General features: G+C 72.4%; 15 protein-coding genes. 9 read left to right on the forward strand and 6 right to left on the reverse strand.

The window, feature by feature from the left end; genetic code table 11:
• Positions 1-192 precede the first annotated feature (192 nt).
• The 3 genes from GA0070617_RS21220 to GA0070617_RS30725 all read left to right on the forward strand — a co-directional run bounded on the left by GA0070617_RS21220 (position 193) and on the right by GA0070617_RS30725 (position 3,693).
• A complete protein-coding gene (locus GA0070617_RS21220; protein ID WP_091441522.1) occupies positions 193-1,956 on the forward strand; it encodes an NAD+ synthase in 1,764 nt (587 codons plus the stop codon).
• Between the two features lie 98 nt (positions 1,957-2,054).
• Positions 2,055-2,936: a 3-methyl-2-oxobutanoate hydroxymethyltransferase gene (gene panB, locus GA0070617_RS21225; protein WP_091441526.1), complete on the forward strand. Its 882-nt coding sequence runs from the start codon at positions 2,055-2,057 to the stop codon at positions 2,934-2,936.
• Between the two features lie 256 nt (positions 2,937-3,192).
• Positions 3,193-3,693 (forward strand): hypothetical protein, encoded by a 501-nt coding sequence (locus GA0070617_RS30725; protein ID WP_175440611.1) that lies wholly within the window; start codon positions 3,193-3,195, stop codon positions 3,691-3,693.
• A 421-nt stretch (positions 3,694-4,114) separates the two neighbouring features.
• On the opposite strand, the gene npdG is transcribed toward GA0070617_RS30725, so the two are convergent.
• The 4 genes from npdG to GA0070617_RS21255 form a co-directional block, all read right to left on the reverse strand.
• Positions 4,115-4,813, reverse strand: coding sequence for an NADPH-dependent F420 reductase (npdG, locus tag GA0070617_RS21240; protein ID WP_091441538.1), 699 nt, complete (start codon positions 4,811-4,813; stop codon positions 4,115-4,117).
• A 71-nt stretch (positions 4,814-4,884) separates the two neighbouring features.
• Positions 4,885-6,312: an RNB domain-containing ribonuclease gene (locus GA0070617_RS21245; protein WP_091441540.1), complete on the reverse strand. Its 1,428-nt coding sequence runs from the start codon at positions 6,310-6,312 to the stop codon at positions 4,885-4,887.
• Positions 6,313-6,465: 153 nt separating this feature from the next.
• On the reverse strand, positions 6,466-7,206 hold the full coding sequence (locus tag GA0070617_RS21250; protein WP_091441543.1) for a hypothetical protein: 741 nt from the start codon (positions 7,204-7,206) through the stop codon (positions 6,466-6,468).
• An 82-nt stretch (positions 7,207-7,288) separates the two neighbouring features.
• Positions 7,289-7,492, reverse strand: coding sequence for a hypothetical protein (locus GA0070617_RS21255; protein ID WP_091446894.1), 204 nt, complete (start codon positions 7,490-7,492; stop codon positions 7,289-7,291).
• A 351-nt stretch (positions 7,493-7,843) separates the two neighbouring features.
• Between GA0070617_RS21255 and GA0070617_RS21260 the strand changes: the two genes are divergently transcribed.
• From GA0070617_RS21260 to GA0070617_RS21285, 6 genes are all read left to right on the forward strand, one after another.
• Positions 7,844-8,215: a hypothetical protein gene (locus GA0070617_RS21260; RefSeq protein ID WP_091441545.1), complete on the forward strand. Its 372-nt coding sequence runs from the start codon at positions 7,844-7,846 to the stop codon at positions 8,213-8,215.
• Complete coding sequence (locus tag GA0070617_RS21265) at positions 8,212-8,682, forward strand: roadblock/LC7 domain-containing protein (RefSeq protein ID WP_091441548.1); 471 nt, start codon at positions 8,212-8,214, stop codon at positions 8,680-8,682. The genes GA0070617_RS21260 and GA0070617_RS21265 overlap by 4 nt, the downstream gene beginning before the upstream one ends.
• A 227-nt stretch (positions 8,683-8,909) precedes the next feature.
• Positions 8,910-10,133 (forward strand): S8 family peptidase, encoded by a 1,224-nt coding sequence (locus GA0070617_RS21270; RefSeq protein WP_091441550.1) that lies wholly within the window; start codon positions 8,910-8,912, stop codon positions 10,131-10,133.
• Positions 10,134-10,311: 178 nt separating this feature from the next.
• Positions 10,312-10,896, forward strand: coding sequence for a hypothetical protein (locus GA0070617_RS21275; RefSeq protein WP_091441553.1), 585 nt, complete (start codon positions 10,312-10,314; stop codon positions 10,894-10,896).
• A 431-nt stretch (positions 10,897-11,327) separates the two neighbouring features.
• Positions 11,328-12,803 carry a SulP family inorganic anion transporter gene (locus tag GA0070617_RS21280; RefSeq protein WP_091441555.1) on the forward strand — a complete coding sequence of 492 codons (1,476 nt, stop codon included), beginning with the start codon at positions 11,328-11,330 and terminating at the stop codon, positions 12,801-12,803.
• 104 nt (positions 12,804-12,907) lie between these two features.
• A complete protein-coding gene (locus GA0070617_RS21285) occupies positions 12,908-13,207 on the forward strand; it encodes a hypothetical protein (protein ID WP_139135730.1) in 300 nt (99 codons plus the stop codon).
• A 208-nt stretch (positions 13,208-13,415) separates the two neighbouring features.
• On the opposite strand, the gene GA0070617_RS21290 is transcribed toward GA0070617_RS21285, so the two are convergent.
• Together GA0070617_RS21290 and GA0070617_RS21295 are read right to left on the reverse strand one after the other, a co-directional pair.
• A complete protein-coding gene (locus GA0070617_RS21290) occupies positions 13,416-13,769 on the reverse strand; it encodes a hypothetical protein (RefSeq protein WP_229688218.1) in 354 nt (117 codons plus the stop codon).
• Positions 13,744-13,950, reverse strand: coding sequence for a hypothetical protein (locus GA0070617_RS21295; RefSeq protein ID WP_175440612.1), 207 nt, complete (start codon positions 13,948-13,950; stop codon positions 13,744-13,746). The genes GA0070617_RS21290 and GA0070617_RS21295 overlap by 26 nt, the downstream gene beginning before the upstream one ends.
• Positions 13,951-14,291 lie beyond the last annotated feature (341 nt).

Genomic DNA, 14,291 nt, shown 5'->3' on the forward strand with positions numbered 1-14,291 from the left:
CACTGACCCCGTTAAGCAGACGTTACGCGACCCCGTGGCACCCCGTCCCGCCGTGTCCCATCCGCCGGTCGGCACCCCCGCCCCGGGTGCGCCGGGGCGCGGCGAGCCGTCGTCGTCGGACTGCCCGGCCCCGGTGGCGGGCAAACCTGGCCGAGGGTGTTTGGGTCCGGCGGCTGGGGCAAGATGAGGGTCATGCCCACCCTGCGTCTCGCTCTCTGCCAGGTCAACCCGAGCGTCGGCGACCTCGCCGGCAACGCCGAGCTGATCCGCTCCTGGACCGCTCGGGCCGCCGGGGCCGGCGCCCAGCTCGTCGCCTTCCCGGAGATGGTGCTCACCGGGTACCCGGTCGAGGACCTGGTCTTCCGGCGGTCGTTCGTGGCGGCGTCGAAGGCGGCGTTGGAGTCCCTGGCCGCCGCGCTGGCCGCCGACGGCCTGGGCGAGGTCGCGGTGGTGGTCGGCTACCTGGACGCCGACGGGCCGCCGCAGGTGAGCGGGGACGCCCAGCCGGGCCGGGGGGCCCGCAACGCCGCCGCGCTGCTGCACGGCGGTGCGGTGGTGGCCACCTACTTCAAGCACCACCTGCCCAACTACGGGGTCTTCGACGAGGACCGCTACTTCGTGCCCGGCGACACCCTCACCGTCATCCGGTTGGGTGGGGTGGACGTGACCCTGACCATCTGCGAGGACCTGTGGCAGGCCGGCGGCCCGTTCGCCGCCGCCCGCGCCGCCGGGGTCGGGCTGGTGGTCAACATCAACGGCTCGCCGTACGAGTTGAACAAGGACGACCTGCGGCTGCCGATGGTCCGCCGCCGGGCCGCCGAGGCGGGGGCCACCATCGCGTACGTCAACCTGACCGGCGGCCAGGACGAGTTGGTCTTCGAGGGCGACTCGATGATCGTGACCGCCGACGGCACGCTGCTGACCCGGGCCCCGCAGTTCGTCGAGCACCTGCTGGTGCAGGACCTGGAGTTGCCGGCGGCGGGCGCGGCGGCCACCGGTGACGGTGCGCTGCCCGACGGGATGCGGCTGACGCGGGTCACGGTCGACGCCGAGCTGCCGGCACCGGGCCAGCCCACCGACGCCGGCGGTGTCATCGAGCCGGTCGCCGACGAGGCCGAGGTGTGGCATGCCCTGGTGCTCGGGCTGCGCGACTACGTCGACAAGAACCGGTTCCCGTCGGTGGTGCTCGGCCTCTCCGGCGGCATCGACTCGGCGGTGGTCGCCGCCCTGGCCGTCGACGCGCTCGGCCCGCAGCGGGTGGTCGGGGTGTCGATGCCCAGCCAGCACTCCTCGGAGCACTCCCGGGAGGATGCCGCCGACCTGGCCAAGCGCACCGGACTGGACTTCCGGGTGGAGCCGATCCAGCCGATGGTGGACACCTTCCTGGCCAACCTGTCGCTCTCCGGGGTGGCGGTGGAGAACCTCCAGGCCCGGGTCCGTGGGGTGATCCTGATGGCCCTGTCGAACCAGGAGGGCCCGCTGGTGCTGACCACCGGCAACAAGAGCGAACTGGCGGTCGGCTACTCCACCCTGTACGGCGACTCGGTAGGCGGGTTCAACCCGATCAAGGACGTCTGGAAGACGCTGGTCTGGCGGCTGGCGAAGTGGCGCAACGCCGAGGCCACCCGACGTGGCGAGACCCCGCCGATCCCGGAGAACTCGATCGGCAAGCCGCCCAGCGCCGAGCTGAGCCCGGGTCAGCTGGACAGCGACACCCTGCCCGACTACGACGTGCTCGACCCGATCCTGATCGGCTACGTCGACGGCGACCTGGGGCGCGACGGCCTGGTCCGGGCCGGCCACGACGCGGCGGTGGTGGACAAGGTCCTGCGGATGGTGGACACCGCCGAGTACAAGCGCCGGCAGTCCGCCCCGGGTACGAAGATCTCGATGAAGGCGTTCGGCCGGGACCGCCGGCTGCCGATCACCAACCGGTGGCGCGAACGCGGCGAGTGACATCCTGCACTGTCGCCTGTCCGTCGGGCCCGCCCCGGTGCAACGATCGGGGCGAAGCCCGGGGACCGCGCCAGCGGCCTCGAGGAGAGGAGACAGTCATGGTGGAGTCCACGCCCACAGCCGACCCGACACGCACAGTCGACCCGACACCGGCGGAGGTGACCGCCCTGTACGGCGGTCCGGCGACCCGCCGGGTCCGTACCCGCGACCTGTTCGCCGCCAAGGAGCGCGGCGAGCGGTGGTCGATGCTCACCTCGTACGACCAGTACACGGCGTCGATCTTCGACACCGCCGGGGTGCCGGTGCTGCTGGTCGGCGACTCGGCGGCGAACAACGTCTTCGGGTACGAGACCACGGTGCCGGTCACCGTCGAGGAGCTGCTGCCGCTGGTGCGTGCCGTGGTCCGGGCCACCCGGCAGACGATGGTCGTCGGCGACCTGCCCTTCGGCTCGTACGAGGAGAGCCCGACGCAGGCGCTGCGCACGGCCGTACGGTTCATGAAGGAAGGCGGCTGCCACGCCGTCAAGCTGGAGGGCGGCCGGCGCTGCGCGGCCCAGATCGAGGCGATCACCGGCGCCGGCATCCCGGTGATGGCACACATCGGGTTCACCCCGCAGCGGGAGCACACCATCGGCGGGTACCGCGTGCAGGGGCGCGGTGACAGCGCCGAGGAGGTGCTCGCCGACGCCCGCGCGGTGGCCGGGGCGGGCGCGTTCGCGGTGGTGCTGGAGATGGTCCCCGGCGAGGTGGCCAAGCGGGTCACCGCCGAGCTGGCCATCCCCACCGTGGGCATCGGCGCCGGCCCGGAGACCGACGCCCAGGTGCTGGTCTGGCAGGACATGGCCGGCCTGCGCACCGGGAAGGCCCCGCGCTTCGTCAAGCGCTACGCCGACCTGGCCGGCACCCTGTCACAGGCCGCCCGCACCTTCGCCGACGAGGTCCGCGACGGCACCTTCCCCGCCCCCGAACACACCTTCTAAGGTGCAAGGAAGGGCCCCCTGTTAACGCTTCCGGTATAGCGGGGAGCCCTTCTCACCCACCTCCGGCAGCGCCCGGCGGGCGGCGGCGCGCCAGCAGCCGGGCGGCGGCGCGCCAGCAGCGGCGGGCGGCAGAACAACCAGCAGCGGCAACCGACGTCGTCGGATGGCCCCCGTGCGGGTGTCCAAACATCTCAAGTTGATCAAGGGGGGTCGTTCGGGGACACGGACCTGAGTGGACCCGCTAGAGTTCCGGCCCGTGAATCAACTGCGCCTCGTTCCTGTCGTACTCGCCTGCGTCTCTCTTCTTGCCCTCAGCGCCTGTGGTGGGGAGGACTCCACCTCCTCCGCCGGCTCCACCTCGTCCGACACCACGTCCGCCGCTCCGGCCGCCTCGTCCCCTGCTCCCGCCGCCCCGGCGGACCCGGCCAGCGACAAGGAGGTCTGCGAGGAGGCGGCGAAGGCCAGCACCGAGATGAAGCAGGCCATCATGAAGATCGCGATGGACAGCGGCAACGACCCCTCGGCCGACGATGCCAAGAAGGTCATGACCGAACTGGCACAGAAGATGTCCGCCGCGGCCGCCACCGGCAGCCCCGACAGCCCGGTGGTCACCGCGCTCACGGCGTTCAACGCGGAGGTCACCAAGGCGGCCTCGGCGGCGGACCCGGCGACGGCCATCGACAACGAGGCCATCGAGAAGGCCAGCAAGGACCTCGGCACCGCCTGCGAGAAGGCCGGCGTCAAGGCGACCTTCTGATCTCCGGTACCCGTCGGACGGGCCCCTTCCCACCCGGGAAGGGGCCCGCTGCCATCCCGGCACACCAAACGCCGCTGCCCCACCACCGCAGCCCCAGCCGCAGCCCGGCGGACACAGAAACAACGTTGTAGTGGCCTGCCCCGCAGGAGCAGACGCAGAATCAACGTTCTAGTGGCCCGCCCCGCACAGTAACTCCACTACAACCCGGAACGGGGCGGCCGGACGCAGGAACAACGTTGTAGTGGCCTCTTCCGCAGCAGCGGACGCAAAATCCACGTTGTAGTGGCCTGGCCCGGACAGCAACCCCACTACAACGTGGATCGGGTGGGCGGAACAGGGCACGCAATGGGCGACGTGGGACCAGAGCGACCCCGGGACCAGAGCGACGCGGGACCAGAGCCACGTGGACCAGGGTGCGGTGTCAGAGGTCGGTGACGCGGATCCCGGCGTGGGTCTTGTAGCGCTTGTTGATGGCGATCAGGTTGGCGGTGAACGCCTCGATCTGGTGGGCGTTGCGCAGCCGGCCCGCGTACACCCCGCGCATGCCGGGGATGCGGGCGGCGAGCGCCGCGACCACGTCGACCAGGTCGCGGTCCTCGGTGCAGATGAGCACGTCCAGCTCGATCCGGTCGACCTCCGGGTCGGCCAGCAGGGGCGCGCTGACGTGGTTGAACGCCGCGCAGACCCGGGAGTCGGGCAGCAGTCGGGCGGCCTGCTGCACGGCGCTGCCCTCGGCGACGGTGAGCGCGTACGGGCCCTGCTTGTCGAAGCCGAGCGGGTTCACGCAGTCGATGACGATCTTGCCGGCGAGTGGCTCGGCCAGCGAGGCGACGACGGTCTCGTGGCCGTCCCAGGGCACCGCGACGACGAGCACGTCGCTGCGCCGGGCCACCTCGACGTTGTCCGCGCCGTCGATCCTCGCCCCGGCGGGCATCCCCGGCAGGGCGGCGATCTCGCGGGCGGAGTCGGCGGCCCGCTCGGCGGACCGGGAGCCGATCAGCACGCTCTGTCCGGCCCGGGCGAACCGGTAGGCCAGCCCCCGCCCCTGGTCACCGGTGCCACCGATGATGCCGACGGTCAGTCCGGATACGTCGGGCAGCCTGCTCGCGTCGTGTGCCATGTGGCCATCCTCGCAAAGTCGTCCCACCGGCGGCAGTCACGCACCCCTGCGACAAACCCCGCCGCCGGGTCTCAGGCGCGTTCGAAGAGCACGGTACGACGGGTCGGGTCGGCGGTGACCAGCCGGACCCGGACCCGTTCACCCAGGGGCAGTTCGCCTGCGCAGCGGGCCCGTACCGGCGGGTCGTCCACCGCCACCGTGCCGCCGGGCGGACGCGGTCGCCCGTTCGACGACGGCACGGTCACGTCCAGCACCGCCGCGTCGAAGACCTCACCCACCCGGTGTTCCAGCAGCACCGCCTCGGCCAGTTCGATCGTGCCCCGGCTGGCCGCCCCGGCGGTCCGGTCGGTGGCCGTCATCACCTCGGGCAGCCGCGGCAGCGCCGCGCGGACCTGGTCGGGCACCGGCCGGCCCGCGTGCAACGCCAGGCACACCTCGGTGGCGTACCGGTCGGCGAGGCGCCGCAGCGGCGCGGTGACATGGGCGTACGCGGCGGCCACCCCGCCGTGGGCGGGCTGCTCGGGCAGTTCGCCGTCGAAGGCGGTGTACGCGGCCCCGCGCATCAGTTCGGCCGCCTGGTCGACGAAGGCGGCCTCCCGGGGCCGGGCCGGGTCCAGCCCGGCGAGGATCTCCCCCACGCCGACCCCGTCCGGCCAGGACACCCCCAGCGGTACGGCGGCGGCGCGCAACCGGAGCACCGCCTCGGGTTTCGGCGCCGGCATGGTACGCAGCAGTCCGATCCGCCCGGCCAGCATGATCTCGGCGGCGGCCATGCCGGTGAGCAGGGAGATCTGCGCGTTGTGCTCCTCCATGGGCACCGGCGGGCGCAGGACCAGCCGCCAACCGTCGCCGTCGGGCTCGACGTCCTGCTCGGGCAGGGGCAGGTTGACGGCACCCCGGCGCAGGCCACGGGCGGTCAGCAGGGCGCCGAGCCGGGGCAGCAGGGCGATCGGCTCGGGTAGCCGACCGGCGTCGGCGTCGGCCTGCACCCGGACGTAGTCGAGCTGGGCGCGGCTGCGTACCCGGGCCCGTTCCAGCTCGACCGCGACGGTGCCGCCGTCGGCGTCCAGGTCGATGGTCCACAGCACGGCCGCCCGGTCGACGTCGGGCAGCAGGCTGGCCGCGCCCTCGCTGAGGGTGTGCGGGTGCAGCGGCACGTTGCCGTCGGGTAGATAGATGGTCTGCCCCCGCCGCCAGATCTCCGCCTCCAGGGCACCACCGGCGGGTACGTGCGCGGCGGTGTCGGCGATGGCGTACCGCACCCGGAAACCGCCACCGGGTCGACGGGCGAGATGCATCGCCTGGTCGAGGTCGCGGGAGCCGGCCGGGTCGACGGTGACGAACGGCACGTCGGTCCGGTCGACGGCGGGCGTGGGCGGTGCCGCGGCGGCCTGCTCGGCCTCACGCTGCGCCTCGGGCGGGAAACTCTCGGGCAGACCCAGCTCACGGCGGAGAGCGCCGAAGTCGATGCGGGGCGCCAGCACGCGTCGGATGACCACGGACCAATCCTGGCAGCGTACGGCGCGTTCCGCTCACCGGCGCGGGGTCGGGGAACCGACCCGTCCCGGCGGGGTTCGGCGCCGACCGGTCAGATCGACGTCGAGCCCCCGCCGGGACGTACCCGGGTCTCCGGGGTGGTGCGGGTCGCCCGATCAGCCGGCGGCGCGGCGGGCGGTCGTGCGGGCGGCGGTCGCCCGCGCCGTGCTGGGCTTGGCCGGTGCCCGGCCTGCGGTGGTGCGGGTCGTGCCGGTGCGCGCGGTGGTCTTGCGGACACTGGCCTTCTTCGCCGTGGCCTTCCTGGCCGGTGCCTTCTTGGCCGTGGCCTTCTTCGCCGGTGCCGTTCTCGCCGTGGTCTTCTTGGCCGGGGCCTTCTTCGCCGTGGACTTCGCGGCCGTGGTCCGCTTCGCGGTGGTCTTCTTCGCCGTGGAGCTCGTGGCCGTCTTCTTCGCCGGGGCCTTCTTCGCCACCGCCGAGGTGGTGCGTTTGGCCGCCGCCGTGGTCCGCTTCGCCGCCGAGGTGACCTTCCGGGCGGCGGTCGAGGCCTTGGCGGGGGCCTTCTTCGCCGTCGTCGTGGTCTTCCTGGCCGGCGCCTTCTTCGCGGCGGCGGAGGTCGTCTTGCGGGTGGTGGTCTTCTTCGCCGGAGCCTTCTTGGCGGTGGTCTTCGTCGCCGGGGAGCGGCCGGCGGCCCCGGCGGTCTTCTTCGCCGGTGAGCGGCTCGCCCCGGTGGCTGCCTTCTTGGCCGGCGCGCGGCCGGTGGCGGTCTTGCGCGCAGGCGCCTTGGCCCCGGCCGTGGTGGACCGTGCCGTGCCCGTGGACCGCTGCGCCGTGGTGGTCTTCGTCGCGGTCGTACGTTTGGCGGCCGGGCGGGTGGTGGCCTTCTGTGCTTCGGCCATCTCGGTTCCCTCCTTGGGGACATGCTCTCGCGTGGCTCCGCACGGAGCACGGAGTTCCTCGACGCGGGCAGTCCCGCGCCGTCTATTCGTCCTCCCCGGCCCATCGGGCGTCCTCGGCCTCCCACGCCTCGTTGCGCTCCCGCACGGTCTGCAGGGCGTTCTCGGCGTCGGCGGCGGAGGCGTACGGGCCGAGAACATGGCGCGCGGCACAGAGGTCCGCATCCGTCTCGACCCGGTGGTGTCGGGTGCACCAGTAGTAGCGCCCACCACGCCCGCTGTCGCTCATGGGATCACTGTGCACCGGGAACCGCCCGGCCGCCACCGGTTCCGCAAAAGTCTCCGAGGATATCCACAGTAGAGCCGCTGGCGGCCACCCGTGGCGAAACGACGGAACCGGCCCTCAACCTGGCGCTTTAGCAGGTGGACCGAGGCCCGGCCATCCTTCGGCCGGCGCTTCTGCCCCGGCCGGGAGTCGACCGGGATCAAACCGGTCAGACCCTAACGTGCCGTGCAAGATGCGGACGGGCCGGTAGATGTGCGAACCTCGGCCGGGATTCCCGCGAGATCGCCAACGGCGTCACCGCGTGCTCACCCTACGCTTCGCGGGCGTGAACCGCCTGCTCACCCTGGAGGCAACGTGGCCAACCTCGACACGGCACTGAAGGACATCATGACCATCGACGGCGCCATCGGTGCCGCCCTGGTCGACTACACCAGTGGGATGACCCTCGGGGTGGCCGGCGGCACCCCGGAGATCGACCTGACCGTCGCGGCGGCCGGCAACACCGACGTGGTCCGGGCCAAGATGCGCACCATCGAGATGCTCAAGCTCAACGACGAGCTGGAGGACATGCTGATCACCCTCGGCAACCAGTACCACCTCATCCGGCCGCTCACCAGCCGTACCGGCAAGGGGTTGTTCCTCTACCTGATGCTCAGCAAGACCCGGTCCAACCTGGCCCTGGCCCGGCACCAGCTGCGCACCATCGAGGGGCAACTGGAACTGTGAGCATCGGCGACACGGCCCTGCCCCGGCGGGTCGCACAGCGGCCGGAGACCCCGCCGCCCAACCGGTACCCGCCGTCACTGGCCGGCAACCAGTCGTTGCCGTACCCGGCGATCGGGGCCGAGCTGACCGACCTGCGCCTGCAGATCCCCGGCGTACACGGCAGCGTGCTCGGTGGCGTGGACGGCCTGCTCATCACCCACGACGCCCCGGCCGACCTGAACCCCGAGGACCTGGCCGCGCTCGCCGCGACCACCTACGGGCTGGGCCGGCAGGTCGGCCTGCGGCTGGGCCAGGGACACTTCCAGCAGTCGACGGTCCGCAACCAGTACGGCTACCTGAGTGTCTACGCGGTCAGCAGCCAGGCGCTGCTCGCCGTGGTCGGCGGCGACACGGTGAACGTGGCCCGGCTGCACCTGCACGCCCCACCGGTCGCCGAACGCCTCGCCACCCTCCTGGCCCAGCCGTAAGGAAGGGCCCCCTCCTAACGCATACGGTCGAGCGGGGCACCCCGCTCACCCCACCCCCACGGCGGCACGGCCGGGGGCCGGGTGGGCGGCGGGAGTCCACACGGCCACGCTATGACCCAACCGATATATATTCTTTGGTTTAGATTGATCGATAGTCTCTCCTCAGGATCAGGGCTGTTGTGCCGTGGCCACCGCCACGGGCCGGCCCGGTGGACAGAGGAGAACAGATGCCCCTCCCCCGCAGACTGGCCGCTCTCGGCGTACTGACCGCCTCGGCCATGGCCACCACGATGATCGGCACACCGGTGTCCGCCGCACCGGCGACCGGCGAGATCCGGCACGCCGGCGGCGCCACCGCCATCTCGTCCAGCTACATCGTCGTACTCAAGGACAGCGCCGTGGGTGGCCGGGCCGGCACCCGGCAGGCCGCCGTCGGCCGCTCGGCCGACAGCCTGGCCAAGCGGTACGGCGGCACGGTGGCCCAGGTGTACGGCAGCGCGCTCAACGGCTTCGAGGCGAGCCTGACCGAGCGGGCCGCGAAGCGGCTGGCCGCCGACCCGGCGGTCGAGTTCGTCGAGCAGAACCACACGGTCACCGCCGACGTCACCCAGGTCAACCCGCCCTGGGGACTGGACCGGATCGACCAGACCGCCCTGCCGCTGAACAACGCCTACAGCTACGTCAGCACCGGCAGCGGGGTGGACGCCTACATCATCGACACCGGCATCCTGACCAGCCACACCGACTTCGGCGGCCGGGCCATCGACGGCTACGACGCGGTCGACAACGCGCTGCCGGCCGCCGACTGCAACGGCCACGGCACGCACGTCGCCGGCACCACCGGCGGCCTGCGCTACGGGGTGGCCAAGAGCGTCCGACTGATCGCGGTACGGGTGCTCAACTGCGCCGGCAGCGGCACGAACGCGGGCGTCATCGCCGGCGTCAACTGGGTCACCTCGCACCACCAGCCGGGCCGGCCGGCGGTGGCGAACATGAGCCTCGGCGGTGGCCTGAACACCTCGCTGAACACGGCGGTGGCCAACTCGATCGCCGACGGCGTCACCTACGCGGTGGCCGCCGGCAACTCCAACGCCAACGCCTGCAACTCCTCGCCGGCCGCCGTCGGCGCGGCGATCACCGTCGGCGCGACGCAGAGCAACGGGGCGCGGGCCTCGTACTCGAACTACGGCACCTGCGTGGACATCTTCGCCCCGGGCTCGTCGATCCTGTCGGCCTGGTACACCAGCACCACCGCGACCAACACGATCAGCGGCACCTCGATGGCCTCGCCGCACGTGGCCGGTGCCGCCGCCCGGGTGCTGAGCAACAACCCGAGCTGGACCCCGCTCCAGGTGCGCAACTACCTGGTCAGCACGGCCACCCCGAGCACCATCAGCAACCCCGGCAGCGGTTCGCCGAACCTCCTGCTGTACGTCTCCCCGACCAGCTGACCCGAACCCACCGTACGGCCCCGGGGCACCTCCCCCGGGGCCGTACCCGTGTCCGGGTACGACCCGACCCCGCAGGTGTTCGGCGCACCCGGCCGTAACCGATCCCCGCACGGCGAGTTTGACCACACGACGTCGCCGTGTGGTGGCGCGAGCAGCCGTCTCGACCTGGGGGTGAGCGGTGCGGCGCAGATTCCTCGCCAGCGGGCCCCTGGTCGTCTGCGCGCTGCTGCTGCACGTCGGGATGCCCTACCACCCGCCCACCGACGCCACCGGCACCCGGCCCGCGACGGGCACTCCGGCCGGGCAGGTCGGCAGCCCCGAGGTGCCCCCCGCCAGGACGCCACCGGTCACCGCGCTCCACGCCGCCACCATCGCCCACACCGCACCGGCCGCCCCCACCGGCGACACCGCCCACACCTCATCGTCCGCCGGTACCTCATCGGCCGCCGGCACCGACGACACCGCGCGCACCACACCGGCCGCTCGAACCGACGACACCGCCCGCACCGCACCGGCCGCAGGGGTACCCGCCGGTCGGTCCCGAAGCAGCCGGTGGATGACCGGCTGCGGAACCGAGGCGTACGGGTTGCTCGTCCGGACCGGGCGGGGCGGCCAAGGCACCGAGCGCCGGGCCGATCCGACGGCCCCACCGAGGACGATCCGGTACGTGCAGTCGGGGCAGGGCGGCACCAGCGCCGACCCAGGGGCGTCGCACCGACGGTCCGGCTCCGGCCAGGACCGGTCGACCGTGCTGCGCTGCTGAGCCGGCCGCAACCTCCGACACACCGCCGCACCGCCGTTCCGACGGTCGCCGAGCCGCGACCGGGACCCTTCACCCCTCCCGCCGGCCCGATCCCGTGATCACCGGCCACCGCCGCACCGGCCGGCCCCGCAGCCCGGCAACACCGCACCGGCCGGCCCCGCAGCCCGGCAGCCACCACACCGGCCGCACCAGCAGGCCGGCAACCACCACACACCGGCTACCAGCACACCGGCAGCCAGCAGGCCGGCAACCAGCACACCGGCCGGTCCGGTCCTGACCGGGCCAGCCTCGGGCCGTCTCGGCGGTACCACCGCCGACACGTCGCGACATCCCACCCGAGTCACCACCCGACCGTCGCCGGCCGGCACATCCGCGTCGCCGCACGACGCCTTCGTCCGTACCCGAAAAGTCTCTTCTACCGGAGGTGCACCGTGACCGCTTCCGTCGCGAACCTGCGTACGCTCCGCGCCGACCTGCCCGCCTCGCTGGTGGTCTTCCTCGTCGCGCTGCCACTCTGCGTCGGCATCGCCGTCGCTTCCGGCGTACCGGCCGAACTGGGGCTGGTCACCGGCGTGGTCGGCGGCCTACTGGTCGGATTCCTGCCCGGCAGCAGCCTGCAGGTCAGTGGCCCGGCGGCCGGGATGACCGTGCTGGTCGCCGAGGCGGTGGACAGCTACGGACTGGCCGGGCTTGGCACGATCGTGCTGGTCTCCGGGCTGATCCAGATCGCCCTGGGGCTGTTCCGGCTGGGCCGCTGGTTCCGGGCCATCTCGGTCGCGGTGGTGCAGGGCATGCTCGCCGGCATCGGCCTGCTGCTGATCGCCGGGCAGCTCTACGTCCTGGCCGGCAGCGCCACCCCGCACTCCGGGCCCGGCAAGTTCACCGGCCTGCCCGGCCTGGCCGCCGACCTGGTCACCAGCACCACGGCCCAGCTCGCCCTCTCGGTCGGCCTGGCCACGCTGGTGATCATGGTGCAGTGGGACGCCCTGCGCGCCCGGGTACGCCAGCTGCGGATGGTCCCCGGCGCGCTGGTCGCCGTGGTCGTGGCGGCGGCCCTGACCGCCCTGCTCGACCTGCCGGTGGACAAGATCAAGGTGGCCGGCCTGATCGCCGCGATGGAACCCTCGTTCGGGCACTGGCGGCAGCTCACCGAGTTGGGGGTGCTCGCCACCATCGTCACGTTCACCCTGGTCGCCTCGGCGGAGAGCCTGTTCAGCGCGGCGGCGGTGGACCGGCTGCACAAGGGTCCACCCACCGACTTCGACAAGGAACTCGTCGCGCAGGGCACCGGCAACACCGTCTGCGGCCTGCTCGGCGCACTGCCGTTGACCGCCGTGATCGTCCGCAGCTCGGCAAACGTGCAGGCCGGGGCGCAGACCAAGGCGTCCCGGGTGCTGCACGGGCTCTGGCTGCTGCTCTTCGTGGCGGCCGTACCCGGGCTGATCGGGCTGATCCCGCTGCCGGCGCTGGCCGCGGTGCTGATCCACGCCGGGGTGAAACTGCTGCCCCTGCGGGCGGTACCGGCACTGTGGCGCACCGAGCGGGGTGAGGTGGTGATCCTGGTGGTGACCGCACTGGCCATCGGCACCACCGACATGTTCACCGGGGTCCTGGTCGGCCTGGGCCTGGCCATCGTCAAGGCGGCCTGGGAGACCTCACACGTCCGGGTCACCGTCGACGACGCCGGCACCGGTCCGATCGAGGTACGCATCACCGGCAACGCCACGTTCCTGCGGCTGCCCACCATCCTCACCGCACTCAACGAGCTGCCCACCGACCGCACCGTCCGATTGGACCTACGCGGCCTGCGGCACGCCGACCGCGCCTGTCGTACCGCCTTGGAAGAGTGGGTCGAGACGCACAACGAGGGCACCACCACCCCGGTCCAGATCCTCACCACCGACTGACTCGGGCAGGGCAGGGTGCCGCGGAATGACGCACAATGGTTGCCGGCGGGCCGTACCGGGCACCCTAGGAGTCGACGGGCTGCCGTGCCGTGGAGGTGGTGCAGGTGTCCGAGATGTTGACCTTCGTCGCGGGCTGGGGCTGCGTCGTGCTCGGCCTGTTCGGCACGGTCCAGGCCGTCGGGCTCATCCAGGAGGAACGACGCCAACGGCGTACGTCGACGACCCCGGACCGGTTCAGCGGCCGGGAGATGCTCGCGGCGGCGCTGGCCACCGGGATGATCGGCGTGGCCAACCTGCTCGGCGGCTGGTGGAGCGCGCTGATCCTGCTGGGCGTGACCGTCCTGGTGGTACTCCTGGCCCGCATCCTCACCCGGTCCCGCAACCCCCGCCCCGAATCCAGCTGACCTTCCCGACCGGCGGAGCCGGCTTCGGGTGCGGGTTTTTTCGCATGATCGACTCGGTTGGGCCGATATGGCGGTATCCCGGGCCGGTCGACCCAGCCATTTCAGCCCAACCGAGTCGATCAATGGGGTGCGCCTCGGCTCCACTGGAGCCCAACGGAAAGATCTTGGAAGAATTCGGCCCCCAGGGGCACCTTTCTTCCAAGATCTTTCAACCTGGGCGGCGGAGCGTCGACCCGGTGGCGTACCGGCGGGTTTCGGGTGGCGAGGCGGGGGTGGACGGTCGGCGTACCTGGGTCGCCGGTCGTTGGTTGGGGCGGCGGGGAGCCGGCGGCGGACCGGCCGGGCGCATCAGGGTCAGGCCGGCCGGGCGCACGAAGATGTCCCGCTTGGCGAGTGCGTCGCCCCGCTCGTCGAGGGAGTACCCGTGCAGCCACGTCCAGCCGTGGTAGGTGACCCACTCGCTGACCACCCGGATCACCCGGAACATCAGCGGCTGACCGAACTGCACCGACGCCGCCCTGGTCACCAGCACCACGTCACCCGGTGCCGGCAGACCGTCCACCCTCACCCTCCCCCACCGGCACGTTGAGCGGGCGGGAGCACCAGCCGAGGAAGCGGTCGACGATCTCCTCGGCGGTCAGCCCGACCAGCTCGGTACGGGCGTCGGCGAGGTACGGGGCCAGGTAGTTGCGCAGCACCCGCACGTCACACCGGCACAACTCCTTGAGCTGCCGCTTGCGCACCGGGCACGGCCACGGATCACCGCAGGCCACACAGGTCCACCCCGGCCGCTCCGGCCCATGCAACGGCGCCCACCCACTACTCACCGCCCCACCCCCGCCCCACGGAAAGGAAGGGCCCCCTGTTAACGCATTTGGTAGAGAGGGGTACCCCGCTCACCGGCCGCCGACCGTTCACCGCCCGTCGACCGTTCACCGCCCGTCGACCGTTGGACGGCCCCGGGCAGGGGTGCGGTGGGCGCTCGATGGTGGACCGGATCAGACACCGCCAGCGGTGTGCGACGCGCCGAGACATGGCTGACCTCCAGAGATGGGTGCGCTGCCGTCATGGCAGCAGCACGAAC

This window comes from Micromonospora yangpuensis (assembly GCF_900091615.1).
Lineage (GTDB): Bacteria > Actinomycetota > Actinomycetes > Mycobacteriales > Micromonosporaceae > Micromonospora > Micromonospora yangpuensis.

What these genes read in the sequence shown, in the direction of transcription:
- GA0070617_RS21220 (WP_091441522.1), top strand. Translation starts at nt 193, where the DNA reads ATGCCCACCCTGCGTCTCGCTCTCTGCCAGGTCAACCCGAGCGTCGGC.
- GA0070617_RS21250 (WP_091441543.1), bottom strand. Translation starts at nt 7,206, where the DNA reads ATGGCCGAAGCACAGAAGGCCACCACCCGCCCGGCCGCCAAACGTACG.
- GA0070617_RS21270 (WP_091441550.1), top strand. Translation starts at nt 8,910, where the DNA reads ATGCCCCTCCCCCGCAGACTGGCCGCTCTCGGCGTACTGACCGCCTCG.
- panB (WP_091441526.1), top strand. Translation starts at nt 2,055, where the DNA reads ATGGTGGAGTCCACGCCCACAGCCGACCCGACACGCACAGTCGACCCG.
- GA0070617_RS21255 (WP_091446894.1), bottom strand. Translation starts at nt 7,492, where the DNA reads ATGAGCGACAGCGGGCGTGGTGGGCGCTACTACTGGTGCACCCGACAC.
- npdG (WP_091441538.1), bottom strand. Translation starts at nt 4,813, where the DNA reads ATGGCACACGACGCGAGCAGGCTGCCCGACGTATCCGGACTGACCGTC.